The 22,178-nt window shown below is 67.4% G+C and carries 22 protein-coding genes and 1 pseudogene; 16 read left to right on the plus strand and 7 right to left on the minus strand.

Features of this window, described 5'->3' with window-relative positions:
- Window positions 1–7: 7 nt before the first annotated feature.
- From J7024_RS23695 to J7024_RS23705, 3 genes are read right to left on the minus strand one after another with little or no spacing between them, the layout of a single operon-like run.
- Window positions 8–400 carry an OsmC family protein gene (locus J7024_RS23695; RefSeq protein ID WP_124825939.1) on the minus strand — a complete coding sequence of 131 codons (393 nt, stop codon included), beginning with the start codon at window positions 398–400 and terminating at the stop codon, window positions 8–10.
- Window positions 401–456: 56 nt separating this feature from the next.
- The gene (locus tag J7024_RS23700; protein WP_124825938.1) at window positions 457–2,037 is read right to left on the minus strand and encodes a cation:proton antiporter; all 1,581 of its coding nucleotides are present in this window, start codon (window positions 2,035–2,037) and stop codon (window positions 457–459) included.
- Window positions 2,038–2,062: 25 nt separating this feature from the next.
- Window positions 2,063–2,323, minus strand: coding sequence for a XapX domain-containing protein (locus J7024_RS23705; protein ID WP_124825937.1), 261 nt, complete (start codon window positions 2,321–2,323; stop codon window positions 2,063–2,065).
- Here J7024_RS23705 and J7024_RS23710 point away from each other — a divergent pair.
- Together J7024_RS23710 and J7024_RS23715 are read left to right on the plus strand one after the other, a co-directional pair.
- A complete protein-coding gene (locus tag J7024_RS23710; protein ID WP_124825936.1) occupies window positions 2,322–2,618 on the plus strand; it encodes a hypothetical protein in 297 nt (98 codons plus the stop codon). The genes J7024_RS23705 and J7024_RS23710 overlap by 2 nt on opposite strands.
- Entirely contained in the window at window positions 2,599–3,285 is a 687-nt protein-coding gene (locus J7024_RS23715) for a hydrolase (RefSeq protein ID WP_124825935.1), read from the plus strand. Before J7024_RS23710 ends, J7024_RS23715 begins: the two co-directional genes overlap by 20 nt.
- 60 nt (window positions 3,286–3,345) lie before the next feature.
- Here the strand turns inward: J7024_RS23715 and J7024_RS23720 are convergent, their stop codons facing one another.
- Window positions 3,346–4,269 (minus strand): LysR family transcriptional regulator, encoded by a 924-nt coding sequence (locus J7024_RS23720; RefSeq protein WP_124825934.1) that lies wholly within the window; start codon window positions 4,267–4,269, stop codon window positions 3,346–3,348.
- Window positions 4,270–4,371: 102 nt separating this feature from the next.
- On the opposite strand from J7024_RS23720, the gene J7024_RS23725 reads away from it, so the two are divergent.
- The 8 genes and pseudogenes from J7024_RS23725 (at window position 4,372) to J7024_RS23760 (ending at window position 10,576) form a co-directional block, all read left to right on the plus strand.
- Window positions 4,372–4,539 carry a DUF1427 family protein gene (locus tag J7024_RS23725; protein WP_124825933.1) on the plus strand — a complete coding sequence of 56 codons (168 nt, stop codon included), beginning with the start codon at window positions 4,372–4,374 and terminating at the stop codon, window positions 4,537–4,539.
- Window positions 4,540–4,557: 18 nt separating this feature from the next.
- Window positions 4,558–6,447, plus strand: a complete 1,890-nt coding sequence (locus tag J7024_RS23730; RefSeq protein ID WP_124825932.1) for an amidohydrolase — start codon at window positions 4,558–4,560, stop codon at window positions 6,445–6,447.
- A 1-nt stretch (window position 6,448) separates the two neighbouring features.
- On the plus strand, window positions 6,449–6,901 hold the full coding sequence (locus J7024_RS23735) for a DoxX family protein (protein WP_175751181.1): 453 nt from the start codon (window positions 6,449–6,451) through the stop codon (window positions 6,899–6,901).
- Between the two features lie 26 nt (window positions 6,902–6,927).
- Window positions 6,928–7,845, plus strand: a complete 918-nt coding sequence (locus tag J7024_RS23740; RefSeq protein ID WP_124825930.1) for a VOC family protein — start codon at window positions 6,928–6,930, stop codon at window positions 7,843–7,845.
- On the plus strand, window positions 7,842–8,537 hold the full coding sequence (locus J7024_RS23745) for a YoaK family protein (protein ID WP_124825929.1): 696 nt from the start codon (window positions 7,842–7,844) through the stop codon (window positions 8,535–8,537). Before J7024_RS23740 ends, J7024_RS23745 begins: the two co-directional genes overlap by 4 nt.
- A complete protein-coding gene (locus tag J7024_RS23750) occupies window positions 8,534–10,024 on the plus strand; it encodes an alginate export family protein (protein WP_175751180.1) in 1,491 nt (496 codons plus the stop codon). The genes J7024_RS23745 and J7024_RS23750 overlap by 4 nt, the downstream gene beginning before the upstream one ends.
- Before the next feature lie 54 nt (window positions 10,025–10,078).
- Window positions 10,079–10,282 (plus strand): annotated as a pseudogene (locus J7024_RS23755) (DUF3331 domain-containing protein); the annotation flags it as partial.
- On the plus strand, window positions 10,277–10,576 hold the full coding sequence (locus J7024_RS23760; protein ID WP_233409971.1) for a DUF3331 domain-containing protein: 300 nt from the start codon (window positions 10,277–10,279) through the stop codon (window positions 10,574–10,576). The pseudogene J7024_RS23755 and the gene J7024_RS23760, both read left to right, overlap by 6 nt.
- A 125-nt stretch (window positions 10,577–10,701) precedes the next feature.
- Here the strand turns inward: J7024_RS23760 and J7024_RS23765 are convergent, their stop codons facing one another.
- A complete protein-coding gene (locus J7024_RS23765; RefSeq protein WP_390679161.1) occupies window positions 10,702–12,303 on the minus strand; it encodes an acid phosphatase in 1,602 nt (533 codons plus the stop codon).
- A gap of 207 nt (window positions 12,304–12,510) precedes the next feature.
- On the opposite strand from J7024_RS23765, the gene J7024_RS23770 reads away from it, so the two are divergent.
- The 3 genes from J7024_RS23770 to J7024_RS23780 all read left to right on the plus strand — a co-directional run bounded on the left by J7024_RS23770 (window position 12,511) and on the right by J7024_RS23780 (window position 14,901).
- Window positions 12,511–13,896: a cytochrome-c peroxidase gene (locus J7024_RS23770; protein WP_124825925.1), complete on the plus strand. Its 1,386-nt coding sequence runs from the start codon at window positions 12,511–12,513 to the stop codon at window positions 13,894–13,896.
- Between the two features lie 127 nt (window positions 13,897–14,023).
- The gene (locus J7024_RS23775; protein WP_124825924.1) at window positions 14,024–14,410 is read left to right on the plus strand and encodes a hypothetical protein; all 387 of its coding nucleotides are present in this window, start codon (window positions 14,024–14,026) and stop codon (window positions 14,408–14,410) included.
- Between the two features lie 11 nt (window positions 14,411–14,421).
- Window positions 14,422–14,901, plus strand: coding sequence for an NUDIX hydrolase (locus J7024_RS23780; protein WP_124825923.1), 480 nt, complete (start codon window positions 14,422–14,424; stop codon window positions 14,899–14,901).
- 120 nt (window positions 14,902–15,021) lie between these two features.
- Here J7024_RS23780 and J7024_RS23785 read toward each other — a convergent pair whose 3' ends face one another.
- A complete protein-coding gene (locus tag J7024_RS23785) occupies window positions 15,022–16,731 on the minus strand; it encodes a glutamine--tRNA ligase/YqeY domain fusion protein (protein WP_175761584.1) in 1,710 nt (569 codons plus the stop codon).
- Window positions 16,732–16,984: 253 nt separating this feature from the next.
- On the opposite strand from J7024_RS23785, the gene J7024_RS23790 reads away from it, so the two are divergent.
- Together J7024_RS23790 and J7024_RS23795 are read left to right on the plus strand one after the other, a co-directional pair.
- Entirely contained in the window at window positions 16,985–17,194 is a 210-nt protein-coding gene (locus tag J7024_RS23790) for an ornithine acetyltransferase (RefSeq protein WP_006497729.1), read from the plus strand.
- A 182-nt stretch (window positions 17,195–17,376) separates the two neighbouring features.
- A complete protein-coding gene (locus J7024_RS23795) occupies window positions 17,377–17,925 on the plus strand; it encodes an RBBP9/YdeN family alpha/beta hydrolase (protein ID WP_124825921.1) in 549 nt (182 codons plus the stop codon).
- 158 nt (window positions 17,926–18,083) lie between these two features.
- Here J7024_RS23795 and J7024_RS23800 read toward each other — a convergent pair whose 3' ends face one another.
- Window positions 18,084–19,304 (minus strand): CaiB/BaiF CoA transferase family protein, encoded by a 1,221-nt coding sequence (locus tag J7024_RS23800; protein ID WP_124825920.1) that lies wholly within the window; start codon window positions 19,302–19,304, stop codon window positions 18,084–18,086.
- A 238-nt stretch (window positions 19,305–19,542) separates the two neighbouring features.
- Here J7024_RS23800 and alaS point away from each other — a divergent pair, with 238 nt between their 5' ends.
- Window positions 19,543–22,167, plus strand: coding sequence for an alanine--tRNA ligase (gene alaS / locus J7024_RS23805; protein WP_124825919.1), 2,625 nt, complete (start codon window positions 19,543–19,545; stop codon window positions 22,165–22,167).
- Window positions 22,168–22,178 lie beyond the last annotated feature (11 nt).

Genomic DNA, 22,178 nt, shown 5'->3' on the forward strand with positions numbered 1-22,178 from the left:
CGGCGCGTCAGGCGATCGCGGTGTCGATCGCGATCGGGTGCGAGAGGATCTTGTGCACCGGGCACGCGTTCGCGATCTGCAGCAGGCGCTCGCGCTGCTCGTCGGACAGGTCGCCGTCGAGCGTGATGCGGCGCACGATCGTACTGCCCGCGCTGCCCGATTCGTGCGCGAGCTTCACGTGCACTTCGGCGAGCGGCCAGCCCTTGCGTTGCGCATACATCTTCAGCGTGATCGCGGTGCATGCGCCGAGGCTCGACAGCAGCAGCGCGACGGGTGTCGGTGCCGCGTCGCCGCCGCCGAGCGACGCCGGCTCGTCGGCGCGCCACTGATGGACGCCGTCGGTGAAATGGACCAGGTAATCGACCGAGCCGATGCTCGCTTCGACGGACAGTTCGCTCATTGCAATTCCATGTGGGGAAGGGGGTGGGCCGGCGACCGTCCGGGCACGGCCGGTCGTTACGGTTCGAGCAGGCGCTGCAGCCGCAGTTCCTCGAAGTCCAGTTCGGATTCTATGCGGTGCAGCACCGCGTCGTCGACCCGGCCATCGCGATGCAGTCCGAGCAGCGCATCGCGTGACACGCCGACCAGTTCGAGCTCCACGCGCAGCATGCGTGCGCGCACGTCCGCCGGTTCGGCGCCATCCCGGTGCGCGCGCTCGTTGAACGCGACGCGGCTGCGGTATTCGGTCAGCAGCCGGTCGAGCGATGCGCGCTCGAGGCCCGAGCCGTGCTGCCCGCGTGCGTCGAGCTCGGCGAGCGCCGCGCCGAACGTGTGTGCGCGCGCCGCGTGCTCGGACATCGTGTGCCGCGCGGCCGGCTGCAGTTTCAGCACGCGGATCAGCGGCGCGAGCGTGCCGCCCTGCACGACGAGTGTCGCGATGATCAGCAGGAACGTGCTGAACAGGATCAGGTCTCGGCCGGGGAAGTTGCCCGGCAGCGCGATCGCGGCGGCGAGGCTCACCACGCCGCGCATGCCGGACCAGCCGAGCACGACGGCCTCGCGCCACGACCACGCCGGATGGCCCGCCCGCGCCGCGCGCAGGCGGCCCGGCAGCCACATCGCGACGAACACCCATACGACGCGCGCAGCGATCGCGGCGGCGGTGGCCGGCAGCGCCACGCGCAAGCCATCCATCAGCACCGCGCCTTCGTGGTTCACGCGCGCGAGGATCGCGTGCAGCGCGAGGCCGATCAGGATGAACACGAGCGCGTCGAGCACGAACACGATCGCTTCCCACGTCGCCTTCGCCTTGATCCGCATGTCGGCCCCGAACACGCGATGCTGGCGCACGCCGAGCACGAGCCCGCAGGTGACGACCGACAGCACGCCCGAGCCGTGCACGGCTTCCGCGATCCCGTAGCTGCCCCATGCCATCGCGAAGGTCACGACAATGCCGAGCATCGGCTCGCGCAGGCGCTGCAGTACCCAGCACATCGCATGACTGCATGCGAGGCCGACCGCGATGCCGATCAGCGTGAGCGAGAAGAACAGGCTGGTGGCGCTGGCCGTCGTGATCGTGACCGCGAGCGCGGCCGATACGGCCATCTGATAGAGCAGCAGACCCGACGCGTCGTTGACGAGGCTTTCGCCTTCGAGCACCGCGACGAGCCGTGCGGGCAGCGGATGACGTTTCAGGATCGCCTCCGCGGCGATCGCATCGGGCGGCGACACGATCGCGCCGAGCGTGAAGCAGGCGGCCCACGGCAGCGCGGGATTCACCGCGTGCACGGCGAGTGCGACCGCGACGGTCGTGAATGCCACCGCGCCGAGCGCGAGCGAGGTGATCGACGCGAGCTCGCGCCGGAATTCCTTCCACGCCGTGTAGAAACCGCTCGACATCAGCAGCGGCGGCAGCACGGCCGCGAGCAGCAGCGCCGGGTCCATGTCCGGCACGCGCTTGCCGGCGACGGCCACCGCGCAGCCGCCGAGCAGCAGCACCACGGCCGGCGGAATCGAGATCCGTTCGGCGAGCCACGTGAGCGCACCCGCGCCGCAGATCAACAGCAGCAGGTAATGGAACAGCTCGACATTGCTCATGCGCGGCGGTTCGCGACGCGCGGCATCACGACGGCTTGCGTTCGTTCGTGCTGCCGCCCGGCAGTGCGCCGAACATGTGCTGGCTGCACTTCGCGTCGCGCCACGCCGTATTCAGCCGATGCCCCGCGAGCATGCGCCGTGCGACGGGCAGGATCTGTTCGCCGGCCAGCATACCGAGCAGGCCGGTGAGCGCGATGACCGGCGGCGCGGGCGAGTTCACGCCGATCGCGCCGTAGACGACGCCGGCGAGGATGCCGGCGAGCAGCGAGAAGATATACGGTTTCATGGTCGAGCGCCTCGTGATGGCCGAGCGGCACCGCAACGGCGCCGTCAAAGTCTTGAAAGCGTATCGGGTTTGCGTGAAGAAAAAAAGCACGGGCGGCCCCGAACGGACGTCGTTTCCGGAATTGCATCGATTCCATTTCTTGGGTGTTCGCGCCGTGCGTTTGAGGATTAAATATTTCGAGCCGGATGACGATCCGGCGCGACGTATCTCCGGCTCCTTCCGTTTTCACGGTCGAGGCAGGCCCTCTTTTTCTCGTTCACAGGACGCGATGCGCCATGAGCAATCCGAAGCTTGAAGTACTTACTCCGCAGAACAGCCAGCTGATCTTCATCGACCAGCAGCCGCAGATGGCATTCGGTGTGCAGTCGATCGATCGCCAGACGCTGAAGAACAACGTCGTCGGTCTCGCGAAAGCCGCGAAGGCGTTCAACGTGCCGACCACGATCACGACGGTCGAGACCGAGAGTTTCTCGGGGCATACCTATCCGGAATTGCTCGACGTGTTCCCGAACCAGAAGACGCTCGAACGCACGTCGATGAACTCGTGGGACGACCAGAAGGTGCGCGACGCGCTGGCCGCGAACGGCCGCAAGAAGGTGATCGTGTCGGGCCTGTGGACCGAGGTCTGCAATACGACGTTCGCACTGTGCGCAATGCTCGAAGGCGATTACGAGATCTACATGGTGGCCGATGCATCGGGCGGCACGTCGCAGGCCGCGCACGATTTCGCGATGCAGCGGATGGTGCAGGCGGGCGCGGTGCCTGTCACCTGGCAGCAGGTCATCCTCGAATGGCAGCGCGACTGGGCGCGCCGCGATACGTACGACGCAGTGATGAACGTCGTCAGGGAGCACTCGGGCGCGTACGGGATGGGCGTCGACTACGCGTACACGATGGTCCACAAGGCCGCGCAACGTACCGCGACGCCGCACGAGTCGGTTCCGGCGGTTCCGGCGAAGTAACGAACGATCGACCCGATCGATGTCCGCGACGGACTGCGGAATCCGAAGACCGCCGCCCGCTCAGGTCGCGGGCAGCGCCCATGGTGCATGCGCGAAATGTTCGGCGAGGAAGTCGAGCAGCACCGTCACGCGAGCGGCGCGCAGCATGCCGGGCGGCGTGACGAGGTTGACGTTGATGTCCGCGATCTTCCAGTCACGCATCACTTCCTCGAGTTCGCCGCGCTGCATCGCGTCCCACACCAGGAACTCGGGCTGCAGCGCGAGGCCGTGGCCGGCGACGAGCGCGGGGACGATCACGTCGGCGTTGTTGGTGCGGATGCGTCCGTGCACGTTCACGCCGAAGTCCTCGCCCGAGGCCGGGAGGCGAAAGCGCCAGTGTTCGGGCGTCGGCAGGTTCGTGTAGGTGAGGCAAACGTGCTGTTCGATGTCGCGCGGATGCGTGGGCCGGCCGTGCCGGTCGAGATACGAGGGCGACGCGACGAGCGGGCGGCGTACCGCGCACAGCCGGCGCGAGCGCAGCGACGAATCGCTGAGCTCGGCGATGCGGATCGCGACGTCGAAGCCGCCGGACACGATGTCGACGATGTGATCGGTCAGCACGAGGTCGATGTCGACGCGCGGATAGCGCTCGAGAAACGCGGGCAGCAGCGGCGACAGATGGCGCAGCCCGAACGACATCGGCGCGTTCACGCGCACGAGGCCGTGCGGTTCGAGTGCTTGCGCGGTCGCTTCGCTCTCGATCAGCTCGGCGTCGGCGAGCAGGCGGATCGCGCGGTCGCGCAGCAGTTCGCCGGTGGGCGTGAGCGACAGCTTGCGCGACGTGCGGTACAGCAGCATCGCGCCGAGGCGCTTTTCGAGGCGCGCGATCGCCTTCGATACGGTCGGTTGCGATATGCCGAGCAGTTCCGCGGCTTTCGCGAACGAGCCCGTCTCCGCGACGCGCGCAAAGATGGCCCAGGCTTCGAGGTCAGGAAGGGTTTGCATGGTCGGACAGAGTGGCAGGAATGCGAAGTGAATGTGGCGGCAGCGAATCGAGCAGCCGTTGCGATGCGGATCATTCTAATCCGGCCGGGAGGAAAAATCGTTATGGAATCTTATCTATTGTCACTGTCCGCCGGCATGCTGATCGGCGTCGTGTACAGCGTGATCAGGGTGCGCTCGCCTGCGCCGCCGCTGATCGCGCTGATCGGCCTCGCCGGCATGTTGATCGGCGCACAGGCCATCGGCCCCGTCCGTCACTGGCTCGGCTTCTGACCACATCGAGGACACACCATGAACGCAACCGATACTCAACCGGATCTCATCCTGCACAGCGGGCGCATCACGACGCTCGATCGTGCGAACCCCGTCGCGACTGCCGTCGCGATCAAGGACGGCCGCTTCGTCGCGGTCGGCAGCAACACCGACATCATGCCGCTCGCGGGCCGCGCGACGAAGGTGATCGATCTCGACGGGCGCCCGGTGCTGCCGGGCCTGATCGACAACCACACGCACGTGATTCGCGGCGGGCTGAACTACAACCTCGAGCTGCGCTGGGACGGCGTGCGCTCGCTCGCGGTCGCGATGGAGATGCTCGAGCAGCAGGTCGCGATCACGCCGGCGCCGCAATGGGTGCGCGTGGTCGGCGGCTTCGCCGAGCATCAGTTCGCGGAGAAGCGCCTGCCGACGATCGACGAACTCAATGCGGTCGCGCCCGATACGCCGGTGTTCATCCTGCACCTGTATGACCGTGCGCTGCTGAACGCGGCCGCGCTGCGCGTCGTCGGCTATACGAAGGACACGCCGGAGCCGCCGGGCGGCACGATCCTGCGCGACGAGACGGGCAACCCGACGGGCCTGCTGCTCGCGAACCCGAACGCGTCAATCCTCTATGCGACGCTGGCGAAGGGGCCGAAGCTGCCGTTCGAATATCAGTACAACTCGACGCGTCACTTCATGCGCGAGCTGAACCGGCTCGGCGTGACCGGCGTGATCGACGCCGGCGGCGGCTCGCAGAACTATCCCGACGATTACGAAGTGATCCGCAAGCTGCACGATGCGGGCGAGATGACGGTGCGCATCGCATACAACCTGTTCACGCAGAAGCCGAACGCGGAGAAGGAAGACTTCGTGAACTGGACGAAGAGCGTCAAGTATCACGACGGCACCGACTATTTCCGCAACAACGGCGCGGGCGAGATGCTGGTGTTTTCCGCGGCCGATTTCGAGGACTTCCGCGTCGCGCGTCCGGACCTGCCCGCGCAGATGGAAGACGATCTCGAAGGCGTCGTGCGCGTGCTCGCGCAGAACCGCTGGCCGTGGCGCATGCATGCCACCTACGACGAAACGATCAGCCGCGCGCTCGACGTGTTCGAGAAAGTGAACCGCGATATTCCGCTCGACGGGCTGAACTGGTTCTTCGATCATGCGGAAACGATCTCCGAGAAGTCGATGGACCGGATCGCCGCGCTCGGCGGCGGCGTTGCGGTGCAGCACCGGATGGCGTACCAGGGCGAGTACTTCGTCGAGCGCTACGGCGCGCAGGCAGCGGAAGCGACGCCGCCTGTCGCGAAGATGCTCGGCAAGGGGCTCAAGGTATCGGCCGGCACCGACGCGACTCGCGTCGCGTCGTACAACCCGTGGGTGTCGCTCGCATGGCTCGTGACGGGCAAGACGGTCGGCGGGATGCGCATGTATCCGCAGCGCAACCTGCTCGATCGCGAAACCGCGTTGCGCATGTGGACCGAGTACGTGACCTGGTTCTCGAACGAGGAAGGCAAGAAAGGGCGCATCGCGGTCGGGCAGCTCGCCGACCTGGTCGTCCCGGATCGCGATTTCTTCACATGTGCGGAGGACGATATCGTCGACACGACTGCATTGCTGACGATCGTGGGCGGCCGGATCGTGTGGGGCGCCGGGCCGTTTTCGTCGCACGACGCGCCGATTCCGCCCGCGATGCCGGACTGGTCGCCGGTGCGCGCGTACGGCGGTTACGGCGGCTGGGGCGCGACGCAACGCGACGGCGCACCGCTCCAACGGGCCGCGGCCGCCGCGATGTGCGGCTGCGCAAGCGCGTGCAACGTGCACGGCCACGCACATGCGGGCGCGTGGGGCCGCGCGTTGCCGACCTCGGACGCGAAGGGCTTCTGGGGCGCGTTCGGCTGTTCGTGCTGGGCGGTCTGACATGACGACGCGCACCGTCTACGGCAACCCGGCATGGGTTCGTGCGCTGCTGTCGCAGCCGTGGGCCTTGCCGCTCGCGCGCCTGGCGCTGGTGTCCGCCTTTCTGATCGGCGGCGTCGCGAAGGCGCTCGATTTCGACGGCGCGGTTGCGGAGCAGGCGCACTTCGGCCTGCATCCGGCCGCGCTGTGGGCGGTGCTCGCAATCGCGGTCGAGATCGGCGGCTCGCTTTGCGTAGTGTTTCGCCGCTTCACGTGGCTCGGCGCCGGCAGCCTCGGCATGCTGACGCTCGTCGCGATGGTCGTGGCAAATGATTTCTGGAATCGCTCGGGCGCCGGGCATTTCATGGCGCTTAACAGCTTTTTCGAGCATCTCGGGCTGATCGCGGCACTCGTGCTGGCGACCGTGCTCGACGATGCGCAGCACGCGGCCGACGACGGCTGCTCCATTCGATGACGATGCAACAACCAGGGAATCCCGTGATGAAATCCATTCGTTCAGTGCTGCTTGCCGCGATGATCGCGGGCGGCCTCGCCGTCGCGCCGGCGGCTTTCGCGAAGCCGCCGGTCGCGAAGGCCGTCGCGACGCCCGCGATCGCGGTCGGCCCGCAGTACGACACGACGCACGTGTGCGTCGCGCCGGAAGATTTCGACCGCTTCACCGACAGCTTCGTCGCGACGTTCGGCGGCAAGAAGTCGAAGCAGGGCGTGTTCCAGGTCACGCCGACGCCGAGCCAGACGATGTCGCAGCTCGTGCTCACGCCGGTCGGCACGGTGTCGGTGTTCGGCTTCAAGACGCCGATTCCGTATCCGTTCTGCTCGGAGCGCACCGGCTACCTCGTCACCGACCTCGACGTCGCGATGAAGTCGGCGCGTGCGCACGGCGCGGACGTGGTCGTCGACACGTTTCCCGATCCGATCGGCCGCGACGCGATCATCCGCTGGCCGGGCGGCGTGAACATGCAGCTCTACTGGCATACGCAGGCGCCGAACTACGACGCGCTGCAGACGGTGCCGGAGAACCGCGTGTACGTGTCGCCGGAACGCGCGGACGTGCTGGTGCGCGACTTCGTCGCGTTCTCGCACGGCAAGGTCGTGTCGGACGCGCGCAAGGCGCCCGGCGTCGAAATCGGCCGGCCGGACGATACGTATCGCCGCATCCGCATCGAGTCGGGCTTCGGCAAGCTGACGGTGCTCGTGACCGACGGCCATCTGCCTTACCCGTTCGGCCGCGAGATGACGGGCTACGAAGTGGCCGATCTCGCCGCGACGCTGAAGCAGGCCGAAGCCGCGGGCGTGACCGTGCTCGTGCCGCCGTTCGCGTCGGACGGCCGCGAAGCGGCGCTCGTGCAGTTCCCGGGGGGCTACGTCGCCGAGATCCACGCGAGCGCGGCACGATGAAGCACGAGGACACGCTCCTTGCCGCGGTGGCCGGCTTCGTCGACACGCTGAGCTTCGTCGCGCTGTTCGGGCTGTTCACCGCGCACGTGACCGGCAACTTCGTGTTGATCGGCGCGGGCATCGCGGGGTTCGGCCAGGGCGTCGTGCTGAAACTGAGCGTGTTTCCGGCGTTCGTGTGCGGCGTGATCGCCAGCAGCCTGATCGCGCGCTCGATGTCCGCGCGGCCGGCGTGGCAGGGCACGCGCGCGCTGCACGCGGTGCAGGCCGTGCTGCTGCTCGGTTTCTGCGCGGCCGGCGTATGGGCGTCGCCCGTCACGCAGCCCGACAGCCTGCCGGCGCTCGTGGCCGGCATCGTCGGCACGTTCGCGATGGGCGTGCAGAATGCGCACCCGCGCGTGATCCCGCGTGCCGGCGTGCCGAACACCGTGATGACCGGCAACGTGACGCAGGCGATCCTCGACGTCGTCGACATGCTGTCGGCCGGCACGGCCGACAGCGCGCGTGCGGCCGCGCGCGCGCGCTTCGGCAAGATGCTGCCGGCCATCGTCGCGTTCGCGCTCGGTGCGGCAGGTGGTGCACTCGGGTTTCGTCAGGTCGGATTCTGGGCGCTGCTCGTGCCCGTCGGCGCGCTTGCGCTGCTCGCGACGTGCGCGGCGCAAGCGGCCGGCACCGTCAAGCAGGAGCACGCATGATCCCGTTGACACAGGGAAGATACCGCAGCCGCCACGCCGATCGGGCCGCAGGCCTGTCGATCGTCGTGGGGCTGCTGTTCGCAGGCGCCGACGCGGCGTTCGCGCAAGCGGTGGCAACGTCGACATCGACGTCCACACCGGCATCCGCGGCCGACGGCACGGTTTCGACCTGCACCGCCAGGCGGCCGACCGTGCTGTTCAACCGCTGGCAGGAAGACTGGTCGGCGCTCGCGAATCCGTGCGTGCCGCGCCAGCCGCTCGACGGGCTGAAATACATGCCGCTCGGCAACGATCCGGCATCCTATCTGTCGCTTGGCATGAACCTGCGCGAGCGGCTGGAAACCAACAACGCGCAGCTGTTCGGGATCGGCTCCGCGCAATCGGATACGTATCTGATCCAGCGCGTCGAAGTGCATGCCGATGCGCATCTCGGCCAGCACTGGCAGTTCTTCGCGCAGTTGCAGGACGCGCGTGCTTACGGCAAGAACACGGTGTCGCCGGTCGACCGGAACCCGCTCGATCTCGAACAGGCGTTCGCGGCCTACACGGGCGCGCTCGGCGGCGGCACGGTCAAGTTCCGCGTCGGCCGGCAGGAAATGGCGTTCGACCTGCAGCGCTTCATTGCCGCGCGCGACGGTCCGAACGTGCGGCAGGCGTTCGATGCGGTCTGGGCCGACTACGAATACGGGAAATGGCGCTTCATCGGCTATGCGACGCAGCCGGTGCAGAACCGCAACGCGTCCGATTTCGACGACGTGTCGAATCGCGATCTCACGTTCAGCGGCCTGCGCTTCGAGCGGCAGTCGGTCGGGCCCGGCGACCTGTCCGGCTACTGGTCGCGCTACAACCGCACCAACGCGCGTTACCTCGATGCGAGCGGCCCAGAGCGTCGCGACGTATGGGACCTGCGCTACAGCGGCACGCAGGGGCGCTTCGACTGGGATCTCGAAACGATGCTGCAGTCCGGCACCGTCGGCAACAGCACGATCGGCGCGTGGGCCGTCGGTTCGATCGCGGGCTACAAGCTCGATGCGCCGTGGTCGCCGCACATCGCGCTGCAGGTCGATGCGGCGTCGGGCGACCGGCACCCGGGAGACGGCCGCGTCGGCACGTTCAACCCGCTGTTCCCGAACGGCTACTACTTCACGCTCGCCGGCTATACGAGTTACGCGAACCTGATTCACGTGAAGCCGTCCGTGACGCTGAAACCGTCGGCGAACCTGTCGCTGCTCGGCGCGCTGGGCTTCCAGTGGCGCGAGACGACCGGCGATGCCGTCTATCAGCAGCCGAACATACCGGTCCCGGGCACGGCGGGCAAGGGCGGTCTGTGGACGGGCATGTACGTGCAGTTGCGCGCGGACTGGACCATCGCCGCGAACCTGATCGGATCGATCGAGGCCGTGCATTTCCAGGTCGGCGACGCGATCCGGCAGGCGGGCGGACACAACGCCGACTATGCGGGCGTCGAGCTGAAGTATGGGTGGTAGCGCGCGGGCCGCAGCGCGTGCGCCGTCGAATGCGCGCCCGATGCAGGGTGTCGGATGAATGCGCGCGTGCAGGTGCTCGCCTATTCTGACGAGGTGCTGATCGTGCGCTGGCTGGCGCCGGGCGGCGCGGAACAGCGCTGGACGTCCGGGCGGGCATGCCGTTCGGGCCACTGCGCGCTGTCCGGCGAAAAGATCGTGTGCGGCGACGCCGTCTTCAGCCCGCGCGGGCGTGCGCCGGTCGATCCGAATGCGATGATCCTGGCCGCGGCGCTCGGCAGTCTGCGCGCGCCGACGGTGCGTCCGCAGGTGCAGGTGCTGGAGCGCTCGGCGCAGTTGCTGGTCGTGCGCTGGGTCGAACCGGGGCGTGCGCACTTCGGCGAGCAGCACTGGAAGCCCGGACGCGCGCGGCATGCGGGTGTCTGCGCGCTGACGGGGGCGCGGATTGCATGCGGGGATGACGTGTTCCGCCCGAGCGGACGGCCGATGCCACCGAATTCCGGCGCGATGATTCTGGCCGTCGCACTCGATGGCGCCGACTTCGCGCCTGCCTGAGCGGGGCGCGGGCACGACGCCGAACATGCCGGGGTGAAGCGCGCTTGCAGAACGAACGAAGGGCGGCCCAAGCCGCCCTTCGTCATTGGCGGCCGGCGTCGCGCCGGCCGTTCCTGGCCGTACCGTTACGGGTTCGGCGACAGCGTGAGCGCGTTCGTCAGGTCGCCCATCGGTTGCGCGCCGTTTGCCTTCAGCGCGTCGTCGCGCTGCTGCAGGCCCGCGAGGCGCGGCAGCGAGAAGCGGCGCGTGATGAAGCGCAGGATCGACGCCGTGTCGTATTGCGTGTGGTCGACGAAGCCCTTCTTCGCGTACGGCGACACGATCAGCGCCGGAATCCGTGTGCCCGGGCCCCAGCGATCGCCCTTCGGCGGCGACACGTGATCCCAGAAGCCGCCGTTTTCGTCGTAGGTGACGACCACGACCATGTTCTTCCACTGCGGGCTTGCCTGCAGGTGCGCGAGCACGGTCGCGATGTGCTGGTCGCCGCTCGCGACGTCCGTATAGCCCGGGTGTTCGTTTAGGTTGCCCTGCGGCTTGTAGAACGCGACTTGCGGCAGCGTGCCCGCGTCGATCGCCTTGATGAATTCGCTGCCGTCGGTGCCGCCGTCGAGCAGGTGCTGCGCGCGGCTCGTGCTGCCCGGCGCCTGGTTCGCGTAGTAGTTGAACGGCTGGTGGTGCGGCTGGAAGTTCGGCGCCGTCATGTTCGGGCCGTAGATCACGTTCGCCGTGCCGCTTTGCGCGGCCTGCAGCGCCTGGTTCCACGCGCCGCCGTACCATGCCCACGACACGCCCGCATTGGTCAGCAGGTCGCCGATGTTCTGTTGCGTCTGCGGCGGCAGCGTCGTCGCGGCCGACGGGTCGGCGAGGTTCGGGTCGCCGCCCGATGCGGCCTTGTTGCCGCTCGGCTGGTACGGCGGCTGCATCGTGTTGATCGCGTAGAAGTCCGGCGTCAGGTTGCCCGAGTTCACGAACTTCGGAATGCCGTCGAGCGCGGACGCCGGCGAATTGCTCGCGAGCTGCAGCGACTTGCCGTCTGCCGCGACGGCCGAGATCGAGCCGGACGCCGGGCTCTTGTCGGCGTTCGCATAGAACGGCGCGCACGCGCAGATCAGGTACTGGTGGTTCAGGAACGAGCCGCCGAACGCGCCCATGAAGAAGTTGTCGGCGAGCGTGTATTGCTGCGCGATCTTCCACAGTGGCAGCTTCGTCGCGTCGGGCGTGTAGTGGCCCATCACGAGGCCGCCGGAGTCGGCCCATGCGGCGAACATGTCGTTCTTGCCGCCGTTGATCTGCATCTGGTTCTCGTAGAAGCGGTGATACAGGTCGCGCGTCGTCACGCTCATCGACGTGTTGAACCCGTTCGGGTCGTCGATCGCGAACGGTGCGTTCGGCAGGTTGGCCGTCATCGCTTCGGTCACGGCCGGCGTCACGCCCTTCGCGGTCAGGCCGCCCCAGACCTTCGGCAGCGTCGCGAGCGGCTGGCCGTTACGGTCTTTTTGCTGCGCGCTGGCAGCCGTCACGTTCTGCAGGCCGTTCGCGCCCGGGAAGTTGCCGTACAGGTTGTCGAAGCTGCGGTTTTCCGCATAGATCACGACGACGTTCTTCACCGTCGACAGGCCTTGCGGCTGCACGTCGTCGCCGCCGCAGGCGGTGAGGGCCGCCGCCGCGGCAACGGCGATCGGCGTAAAGCGAATCCAGGCGTGGGTTTTCATGCGTTGTACTCTCATCTCTCTTGTCGCGTGGGGGACCGGAGCATCGGTGTGCGGCCGGTTCTCGAAGATGACCGTCGCGTGTCCGGCTGTAAGCATTTTGAGGGCGCGATTTGACAGGCGAGTGTAGGCGTCCTTTCGATTTGCTGTCGGTGTGGCGTCATGGAATGGTCATGCGGCTGACATAAACTCCGGCCGCTCATGAACCCACTTTCCTTCGAATCGATGAAGCCTCGCCAACCGGCAGCCGGCGCATTTGCGCGCTCGCGGCTGCATCTGACCGGCGCGCTCGTGCTGGCCACCGCGCTCGTAACCCTTGCCGGCTGTGACGCGCAGCCGGGTGCCGGCACGCCGGCCGCACCGGTTGCGAGCGCATCCAGCGCATCGGGTGCCGTACAACCGGTTGCGTCCGCAACGATCGATGCGAGCGGCCCGGTGGTCGCCGTGAATCAGCCGCAGACCCGTGCGCAAGTTTACGAAGGCGTGCGCCGGATGACGGCGCTCGGCAAGCAACTTTTCTTCGACCCTACGCTGTCAGGTTCCGGCAAGCTTGCATGCGCGTCGTGTCACAGCCCCGAGCACGCGTTCGGGCCGCCGAACGGGCTGGCCGTGCAACTGGGCGGCGACGACATGAAGCGTTCGGGTTTCCGCGCGGTGCCGTCGCTCAAGTACCTGCAGGGCGTGCCGCAATTCACCGAGCACTTCCACGACTCCGACGACGAAGGCGACGAGAGCGTCGATGCCGGCCCGACCGGCGGCCTCACGTGGGACGGCCGCGTCGACACGGGCGCCGAGCAGGCGCGCATTCCGCTCACATCGCCATTCGAGATGAACAGCACGCCCGCGAAGGTCGCGCAGGCCGTGAAGGCCGCGCCGTATGCGGACGAGTTTCGCGCGGTGTTCGGCGTGAAGGTGCTCGACGACGACGCCAGCACGTTCAAGGCCGTGCTGCGCGCGCTCGAGACGTTCGAGCAGACGCCCGAGCTGTTCTCGCCCTATACGAGCAAGTACGACGCGTACCTCGCGGGCCGAGCACCGCTCACGCCGGCCGAATTGCGCGGGCTGCGGCTTTTCAACGACGAGAAGAAGGGCAATTGCGCGAGCTGCCACATCAGCCAGCGCGCGCTCGACGGCACGCCGCCGCAGTTCAGCGACTTCGGCCTGATCGCGATTGCGGTGCCACGCAACCGCGCATTGCCGGTCAATCGCGATCCGCGCTTCCACGATCTCGGCGCATGCGGCCCCGAGCGTACCGACCTGAAGGGCCGCGACGAATTCTGCGGGCTGTTCCGCACGCCGTCGCTGCGCAATGTCGCGCTGCGCAAGACGTTCTTCCACAACGGCGTGTATCACTCGCTCGAGGACGTGATGCGCTTCTACGTCGAGCGCGATATCCACCCGGAGAAGTTCTATCCGGTGGTGCACGGCAAGGTGCAGATCTACGACGACCTGCCGAAGCGCTACTGGCCCAACATCAACCGCGAGCCGCCGTTCGACCGCAAGCGCGGCGATGCACCCGCGCTGAATGCGGCCGAGATCAAGGACGTGATCGCGTTCCTTGACACGCTGACTGACGGATATCAACCGGCGGCCGCGTCGGCTGCGCACTAGAACACGGCCCTTGCGGCACGCATGCTATGCTCGCTGGCTGACAGGCGTGGCGCGTGCCGGAGGGCCGGCCCCCGGTTCGCCGGCCGTGCGCCACGCCGTTCGATCGAACATCCAAGGAGAACAACACATGTCGATGCGTGCATCCGTTTCCGTCGTTACGCGCGTGCTGGCCGGCGCCGCGCTTGCAGCCGCGATGCTGCCCGTTCATGCGCAAAGCAACCTGGGCTTCCTGAACGACACGCCCCTGACGTACTTCAGCAAGACCGACCGTGCGTCGCTGACCCAGGCCGTCGCGCAGGTGCGAGACGAAGGCAAGGACGGCGAGACCACGACGTGGCAGAGCAGCGGCCGCGGCACGCAGATCGATGCGAAGCTCACGCCCTCGACGTCCGAGAGCGACGGCAAGACCTGCCGCGAGATCGCCACCGAAATCGCTGCGAAGGGCCAGACGATGACGCTCAAGCCGGTCTTCTGCAAGACCGCCGCGGGCAAGTGGCAGTTGCAGAAGCGCTGAGCGCACGTGCAATGACGCGCAGCGGTGCGCCGCGCACGCCGCGTACGGTATCGTGCGGCGTCGTGATTCTCGATGCGGCCGGACGTGTGTTCCTCGCGCATGCGACGGATACCACGCACTGGGACATCCCGAAGGGGCAGGGCGAGCCCGGCGAGGCGCCGGTCGATGCCGCGCTACGGGAGCTGCGCGAGGAAACCGGCATCGAATTCGCGCCCGCGCGGCTGCTCGATCTCGGCCGCTTCGCCTATCGTCACGACAAGGATCTGCACCTGTTCGCGGTGCGGGTCGCGGACGACGAAATCGACCCTGCGCACTGCACATGCACGTCGCTGTTTCCAAGCCGTCGCGACGGCTCGCTGATCCCGGAGATGGACGCGTATCGCTGGACCGCGCCGGGCGACGTCGATGCGTATGCGAGCCGTAGCCTCGCGCGGCTGTTTCGTACGACGTTGCCACTCGCGGAGTTGCATCGGCAGTTGACCGGCGCTTGAGCGCCGGATGCTCGCTGCCGCCGCGATCGTCGGCACGCAATAAAAAACCGGCCCGCAGGCCGGTTTCTTATTGTCGCGCACCGGGAGCCTCGTGGCCCGCGTCGCGCGCGGAGCAGGCCGTCAGGCCGGCTTGCCCCAGCTGTCGCGCAGCCCGACGATCCGGTTGAACACCGGCTTGCCTGGCTTCGAATCGACGCGGTCGGCGACGAAATAGCCGTGACGCTCGAACTGCAGACGCGTTTCCGGTGCGATGTCGCCGGCGCCCGGTTCGACATAGGCCTGCGTGACCTTCTTCGAGTCCGGGTTCAGCGCATCGAGGAAGTTCGCGCCGCCCGCGTCCGGATGCGGCTCCTTGAACAGCCGGTCGTAGATTCGCACTTCGGCCGCCTGCGCATGCTTCGCGCTGACCCAGTGGATGTTGCCCTTGACCTTGTAGTTGTTCGCGCCTTCGGTGCCCGATTTGCTGTCCGGGAAGTAGTTGCAGTGCACGGCCGTCACGTTGCCGTCGGCGTCCTTGTCGAAGCCCGTGCATTCGATCACGTAGCCGTAGCGCAGACGCACCTTGTTGCCCGGGAACAGGCGGAAATAGCCCTTCGGCGGGTTCTCGACGAAGTCCTCGCGCTCGATCCACAGCTCGCGCGAGATCGGGAACGTGCGCACGCCGCGCTCCGGATGGTGCGGATGCACGGGGGCCGTGCACGCTTCCTCGAGGTCCTCCGGATAGTTGTCGATCACGAGCTTCAGCGGATCGAGCACGGCGACCGTGCGCGCGGCCTTGTCGTCGAGGTCGTCGCGCAGCGCGCCTTCGAACACGCTCATGTCGATCCACGAATCGACCTTCGTCACGCCAATACGCTCGCAGAACAGATGGATGCTCTCCGGCGTGAAGCCGCGGCGGCGGATCCCGACGATCGTCGGCATGCGCGGGTCGTCCCAGCCTTCGACGTGGCCTTCGGTCACGAGCTGCAGCAGCTTGCGCTTGCTGGTGATCGCGTACGTGAGGTTCAGTCGCGAGAATTCGATCTGTTGCGGCAGCGGACGCGTGAACATGCCGGCTTCCGCAAGCTCGTTCAGCACCCAGTCGTACAGCGGGCGGTGATCCTCGAACTCGAGCGTGCACAGCGAATGCGTGATGCCTTCGAGCGCATCCGAGATGCAGTGCGTGTAGTCGTACATCGGATACACGCACCACGCGTCGCCGGTGCGGTAGTGGTGCGCGTAGCGGATCCGGTAGATCACCGGGTCGCGCATGTTCATGTTCGGCGAAGCCATGTCGATCTTCGCGCGCAGCACGTGTTCGCCTTCCTTGAACTCGCCGGCCTTCATCCGGCGGAACAGGTCGAGGTTTTCCTCGGGCGAGCGCTCGCGGAACGGTGACGGCTTGCCGCCTTCGGTCAGCGAGCCGCGGTTCGCGCGCATTTCTTCGGCGCTCTGGCTGTCGACGTACGCCTTGCCGCGCTGGATCAGCAGCTCGGCGAACTCGTACAGCTTGTCGTAGTAGTCGCTCGCGAAATACTGGTGATCGACCGCGTCCTTGCGCCAGTCGAAGCCGAGCCAGCGTACCGCGTCGACGATCGAGTCGACGTATTCGACGCTTTCCTTTTCGGGGTTCGTGTCGTCGAAGCGCAGGTGGCACACGCCGCCGTAGTCGCGCGCGACGCTGAAGTTCAGGCAGATGCTCTTCGCGTGGCCGATGTGCAGATAGCCGTTCGGCTCGGGCGGGAAGCGCGTCTCGACACGCCCGCCCCATTTGCCGGTGCGGTTGTCGTCGTCGATGATGTTGCGGATGAAGTTGGAAGCCGCGGGGGCGTCGTTGCGTTCGGTGCTCATGCGGTTGGCGTCAGGTTGTGTCGGCGCGTCGCGCCGGTTTAATCCTGCAATTCTACCTGACCGGGGTCCGTCCCGCGCGGGTTGCGGCATGGCGCGAGCCGCGCGGGGAGGTGTGGCGCAATATCTCGATAGTGTGTCGGCTGTAACACGACGTAAATCGGATTGCCGTCGCCGTTCGGGTTTTCCTATGATGGCCTTACCGATTCAATGCCGCCATTCGTAATTTTTGCCTGGCGGGAGGAAGCCAACAATCATGATGAAGAAGACCACTTTTCTCGTTCGTACCGCGGTAATCGTCGCGGCCTTGTCGCAACTCGGCGCATGCGCGATGACGCATACGCAGCGTAATGCCGGTATCGGCGCGGCCGCGGGCGGCGCGCTCGGCTACCTGATCACGGGCGGCCCGGTCGGCACGGTCGCCGGCGCGGCAGCAGGCGGCCTGGTCGGCGCCGGCGTGCGCTGACCGAAGCCGGCGCGCATGAGCGCCGGCCGGTCGTGATGGCGTTTGCGGCCCATCGCGACCCGTTCATTCCCCGCACACCCATTCTGCGATTCTTCCGCGATTCGACAGGCAGCCTCAGGGAGGGCGGGTGTGCGACACTTCGTCGACCTCACATAACGATACCCTTGGTCGACGAATCTTCCATGAGCGATTCTCTCGTTTTCGTGCTGCCGGGCTACGGCAACTCCGGCCCGCTCCACTGGCAAAGCCGCTGGGAGCGCGCCGACGCGCGCTTCGTGCGCGTCGCGATGCCCGACTGGGACCATGCGTCGCGCAACGGCTGGTGCCTCGCGCTCGACCGCGCGGTCCAAGCCGCACCGGGGCCCGTGACGATCGCCGCGCACAGCCTCGGCACGCTGACCGCCGCGTGGTGGGCGACCCGCTATGCGCGGCCGGCCGCGCTCGCGAAGGTGCGCGGCGCGCTGCTCGTCGCGTTGCCCGATCCTGCGGGGCCGGCGTTTCCGACCGACGCGCACGGCTTCGGGCCGGTGCCGCACGAACGACTGCCGTTTCCGACCTGCGTCGTCGCGAGCAGCGACGATCCGTACGGTTCGATCGCGTTCGCGCGCGGCTGCGCGCATGCCTGGGGCAGCACCTTCCGCGACCTCGGCCCGCACGGCCACATCAACGCGGACAGCGGGCTCGGCGACTGGCCGGCCGCGCGCGACTGGCTCGACGCGCTTGCGCGTTAGCCTGTGGAAGTCGGTATTCGTCACGATTAGTCGGCGTCGGCGAGTCGGCGTGAGTTCGCGTCGACCAGTCAGCAAACCGGTCCGCTCGTCGCCGGCGACGTCCGCGCACATCACCGCGCGTGCCCGACAGGCGCCGCGCGGCTGCCGTGCCGGTGCGATCAGATTGCCTGCTTCGCCTTCAACGCGGCGATCCGCGCATCGTCGTAGCCGAGCATGTCGCGCAGCACGTCTTCCGTCTGCGCGCCGAGCAGCGGCGGGGCGGTGCGCGCGTCGGGCGGCGTCGCGCTCATCCGGATCGGATTGCGTACGAGCTTCACGTCCGCGCCGCACGGGTGCGGCAACGACACCTGCATCCCGCGCGCAATCACCTGTTCGTTGTCGAACACCTCGTCGAGTGCGTTGATCGGCCCGCACGGCACGCCGGCCGCTTCGAGGGCGGCGATCCAGTGCGCCTTGCCGAGGGTCTTCACCATCGCCGCGAGTATCGGCACCAGCGTGTCGCGATGACGCACGCGCGCCGGGTTCGTCGCGAACCGCTCGTCGTCCGCCAACTCGGGGCGGCCGCCGGCTTCGACGAACTTGCGGAATTGCCCGTCGTTGCCGACCGCGACGATGATCCACCCGTCGCTCGTCTGGAACGTCTGGTACGGCACGATGTTCGGATGCGCGTTGCCCCAGCGCACCGGCGCCTTGCCGCTCGCGAGGAAGTTGGTGTTCATGTTCGCGAGCAACGCGACCTGCACGTCGAGCAGCGCCATGTCGATATACTGGCCTTCGCCCGTGCGGTCGCGGTGCGCGAGCGCGGCGAGCACGGCGATCGTCGAATAGAGGCCCGTCGCGAGATCGGCGATCGCAACGCCGGCCTTTTGCGGGCCGCCGCCCGGCTCGCTGTCGCGCTCGCCGGTGATGCTCATGAAGCCGCCGATCCCCTGCACGATGAAGTCGTAGCCCGCGCGGTGCGCGTACGGGCCGGTCTGGCCGAAGCCCGTGACCGAGCAGTAGACGAGATCGGGCTTCACCGCGCGCAGCGATTCGTAATCGAGCCCGTACTTCTTCAGTTGCCCGACCTTGTAGTTCTCGAGCACGACGTCGCTCTGCGCGGCGAGTTCGCGCACGATCTGCTGGCCCTCGGGCGTCGCGATGTCGACCGTCACCGAGCGCTTGTTGCGGTTCGCGGCGAGGTAGTACGCGGCCTCGGCCGTATCGGCGCCCGCCGCGTCCTTCAGGTACGGCGGCCCCCAGTGGCGCGTGTCGTCGCCGGCGCCGGGGCGCTCGACCTTGATCACGTCGGCGCCGAAATCGGCAAGCGTCTGCGCGCACCACGGGCCCGCGAGCACGCGGGTGAGGTCCAGCACGCGGATATGGCTCAGGGCACCCATCGTCGAATCGTCTCCTTTCGTGGCTCGCCCGGCCGGAGCGGGGCGGATTGGCATGCCGAGCATCTTAAGGCGAATCGGCCGCGCAGGTGGCCCAGGCCGCTCGTCCGGCCGGGCGGGCCGCTGCCGTCTGGGGCGGCAGTCTCTATCGTATAATCGATCGTTTACGATATTTGCCCGCCGTGCGTCCGCGAGGACGGCCGGCGTTTGAAGCCGCTCAGCCAGACATTCCCCGCACGCCATGAAAGCTGCCGAAATCCGCGAGAAATTCCTTAAATTCTTCGAATCGAAGGGCCACACGATCGTCCGCTCGTCGAGCCTCGTGCCCGGTAACGACCCCACGCTGATGTTCACGAACTCGGGCATGGTCCAGTTCAAGGACGTGTTCCTCGGCACGGACCCGCGTCCGTACTCGCGCGCCACCACGGCGCAGCGCAGCGTGCGCGCGGGCGGCAAGCACAACGACCTCGAGAACGTCGGCTATACGGCGCGCCACCACACGTTCTTCGAGATGCTCGGCAACTTCTCGTTCGGCGACTACTTCAAGCACGACGCGATCCGCTTCGCGTGGGAACTGCTGACCACGGTCTACCAGCTGCCGAAGGAAAAGCTGTGGGTCACCGTCTACCAGGAAGACGACGAAGCGTACGACATCTGGGCGAAGGAAGTCGGCGTGCCGACCGAGCGGATCATCCGGATCGGCGACAACAAGGGCGCGCGCTACGCGTCGGACAACTTCTGGACGATGGGCGATACCGGCCCGTGCGGCCCGTGTACCGAAATCTTCTACGACCACGGCCCGGAAGTGTGGGGCGGCCCGCCGGGATCTGCCGAGGAAGACGGCGATCGCTACATCGAGATCTGGAACCTCGTGTTCATGCAGTTCAACCGCGACGCGCAGGGCAACATGACGCGCCTGCCGAAGCAGTCGGTCGACACCGGCATGGGCCTCGAGCGCCTGGCCGCGGTGCTGCAGCACGTGCACAGCAACTACGAGATCGACCTGTTCCAGAACCTGATCAAGGCCGCCGCGCGCGTGACCGAGATCAGCGACCTCACGAACAACTCGCTGAAGGTGATCGCCGATCACATCCGCGCATGCTCGTTCCTGATCGTCGACGGCGTGATCCCCGGCAATGAAGGCCGCGGCTACGTGTTGCGCCGCATCGTGCGCCGCGCGATCCGCCACGGCTACAAGCTCGGCCGCAAGGGTTCGTTCTTCCACAAGCTGGTGGCCGATCTCGTCGCCGAGATGGGCGCGGCGTACCCGGAACTGAAGGAAGCCGAACAACGCGTGACCGACGTGCTGCGCCAGGAAGAAGAGCGCTTCTTCGAGACGATCGAGCACGGGATGTCGATCCTCGAAGCCGCGCTGGCCGACGTCGAGGCGAAGGGCGGCAAGGTGCTCGACGGCGAGCTCGCGTTCAAGCTGCACGACACGTACGGCTTCCCGCTGGATCTGACGGCCGACGTGTGCCGTGAGCGCGGGATGACGGTCGACGAGCCGGCGTTCGACGACGCGATGGCGCGTCAGCGCGAGCAGGCGCGCGCGGCCGGCAAGTTCAAGGCCGCGCAGGGCCTCGAATACACGGGCGCGAAGACCACCTTCCACGGTTACGAGGAAATCGCGTTCGACGACGCGAAGGTCGTCGCGCTGTACGTCGACGGCGCGTCGGTCAACGAAGTGAAGGCCGGCCAGAATGCGGTCGTCGTGCTCGACCACACGCCGTTCTATGCGGAGTCGGGCGGCCAGGTCGGCGACCAGGGCGTGCTCGCGAACGCCGCGACGCGCTTCGCGGTGGCCGACACGCTGAAGGTGCAGGCCGACGTGATCGGCCATCACGGCACGCTGGAGCAGGGCACGCTGAAGCTCGGCGACGTGCTGCGCGCGGAAATCGACGCGCACCGCCGCGCCCGCACGCAGCGCAACCATTCGGCGACCCACCTGATGCACAAGGCGCTGCGCGAGGTGCTGGGCGCGCACGTGCAGCAGAAGGGCTCGCTCGTCGACGCGGAGAAAACCCGCTTCGACTTCGCGCACAACGCACCGATGACCGACGACGAAATCCGTCGCGTCGAGCAGATCGTCAACGACGAAATCCTCGCGAACGCGCCGGGCATCGTGCGCGTGATGCCGTACGACGAAGCGGTGAAGGGCGGCGCGATGGCGCTGTTCGGCGAGAAGTACGGCGACGAAGTGCGCGTGCTCGATCTCGGCTTCTCGCGCGAACTGTGCGGCGGCACGCACGTGCATCGCACCGGCGACATCGGCTTCTTCAAGATCGTCGTCGAAGGCGGCGTCGCGGCCGGCATCCGCCGTATCGAGGCGATCACCGGCGACAACGCGGTGCGCTACGTGCAGGAACTCGACGCGCGCGTGAACGAAGCGGCCGCCGCGCTGAAGGCTCAGCCGTCGGAACTCGCGCAGCGTATCGCGCAGGTGCAGGATCAGGTGAAGTCGCTCGAGAAGGAACTGGGCGCGCTGAAGTCGAAGCTCGCATCGAGCCAGGGCGACGAGCTCGCCCAGCAGGCCGTCGAAGTCGGCGGTGTGTACGTGCTGGCCGCGACGCTCGACGGCGCGGATGCGAAGACGCTGCGCGAAACGGTCGATAAGCTGAAGGACAAGCTGAAGAGCGCGGCGATCGTGCTGGCGGCCGTCGAAAGCGGCAAGGTCAGCCTGATCGCGGGCGTCACGCCCGACGCGAGCAAGAAGGTCAAGGCCGGCGAGCTCGTGAACTTCGTCGCGCAGCAGGTCGGCGGCAAGGGCGGCGGCCGTCCGGACATGGCGCAGGCAGGCGGCACGGAACCGGCGAACCTGCCGGGCGCGCTCGCGGGCGTCAAGGGCTGGGTCGAAGCGCGTCTTTGATCGTCGCGGCC

Origin of the sequence: Burkholderia sp. WTPI3, from assembly GCF_021483755.1 — a bacterium.
Classification (GTDB): Bacteria; Pseudomonadota; Gammaproteobacteria; order Burkholderiales; family Burkholderiaceae; genus Burkholderia.

Excerpts from the sequence above, each read along its gene's own strand:
- J7024_RS23695 (WP_124825939.1), bottom strand. The coding sequence starts at position 400 with ATGAGCGAACTGTCCGTCGAAGCGAGCATCGGCTCGGTCGATTACCTG.
- J7024_RS23700 (WP_124825938.1), bottom strand. The coding sequence starts at position 2,037 with ATGAGCAATGTCGAGCTGTTCCATTACCTGCTGCTGTTGATCTGCGGC.
- J7024_RS23710 (WP_124825936.1), top strand. The coding sequence starts at position 2,322 with ATGGTCGAGCGCCTCGTGATGGCCGAGCGGCACCGCAACGGCGCCGTC.
- J7024_RS23705 (WP_124825937.1), bottom strand. The coding sequence starts at position 2,323 with ATGAAACCGTATATCTTCTCGCTGCTCGCCGGCATCCTCGCCGGCGTC.
- J7024_RS23715 (WP_124825935.1), top strand. The coding sequence starts at position 2,599 with ATGAGCAATCCGAAGCTTGAAGTACTTACTCCGCAGAACAGCCAGCTG.
- J7024_RS23720 (WP_124825934.1), bottom strand. The coding sequence starts at position 4,269 with ATGCAAACCCTTCCTGACCTCGAAGCCTGGGCCATCTTTGCGCGCGTC.
- J7024_RS23725 (WP_124825933.1), top strand. The coding sequence starts at position 4,372 with ATGGAATCTTATCTATTGTCACTGTCCGCCGGCATGCTGATCGGCGTC.
- J7024_RS23730 (WP_124825932.1), top strand. The coding sequence starts at position 4,558 with ATGAACGCAACCGATACTCAACCGGATCTCATCCTGCACAGCGGGCGC.
- J7024_RS23735 (WP_175751181.1), top strand. The coding sequence starts at position 6,449 with ATGACGACGCGCACCGTCTACGGCAACCCGGCATGGGTTCGTGCGCTG.
- J7024_RS23740 (WP_124825930.1), top strand. The coding sequence starts at position 6,928 with ATGAAATCCATTCGTTCAGTGCTGCTTGCCGCGATGATCGCGGGCGGC.
- J7024_RS23745 (WP_124825929.1), top strand. The coding sequence starts at position 7,842 with ATGAAGCACGAGGACACGCTCCTTGCCGCGGTGGCCGGCTTCGTCGAC.
- J7024_RS23750 (WP_175751180.1), top strand. The coding sequence starts at position 8,534 with ATGATCCCGTTGACACAGGGAAGATACCGCAGCCGCCACGCCGATCGG.
- J7024_RS23760 (WP_233409971.1), top strand. The coding sequence starts at position 10,277 with ATGATCCTGGCCGCGGCGCTCGGCAGTCTGCGCGCGCCGACGGTGCGT.
- J7024_RS23765 (WP_390679161.1), bottom strand. The coding sequence starts at position 12,303 with ATGAGAGTACAACGCATGAAAACCCACGCCTGGATTCGCTTTACGCCG.
- J7024_RS23770 (WP_124825925.1), top strand. The coding sequence starts at position 12,511 with ATGAAGCCTCGCCAACCGGCAGCCGGCGCATTTGCGCGCTCGCGGCTG.
- J7024_RS23775 (WP_124825924.1), top strand. The coding sequence starts at position 14,024 with ATGTCGATGCGTGCATCCGTTTCCGTCGTTACGCGCGTGCTGGCCGGC.
- J7024_RS23780 (WP_124825923.1), top strand. The coding sequence starts at position 14,422 with ATGACGCGCAGCGGTGCGCCGCGCACGCCGCGTACGGTATCGTGCGGC.
- J7024_RS23785 (WP_175761584.1), bottom strand. The coding sequence starts at position 16,731 with ATGAGCACCGAACGCAACGACGCCCCCGCGGCTTCCAACTTCATCCGC.
- J7024_RS23790 (WP_006497729.1), top strand. The coding sequence starts at position 16,985 with ATGATGAAGAAGACCACTTTTCTCGTTCGTACCGCGGTAATCGTCGCG.
- J7024_RS23795 (WP_124825921.1), top strand. The coding sequence starts at position 17,377 with ATGAGCGATTCTCTCGTTTTCGTGCTGCCGGGCTACGGCAACTCCGGC.
- J7024_RS23800 (WP_124825920.1), bottom strand. The coding sequence starts at position 19,304 with ATGGGTGCCCTGAGCCATATCCGCGTGCTGGACCTCACCCGCGTGCTC.
- alaS (WP_124825919.1), top strand. The coding sequence starts at position 19,543 with ATGAAAGCTGCCGAAATCCGCGAGAAATTCCTTAAATTCTTCGAATCG.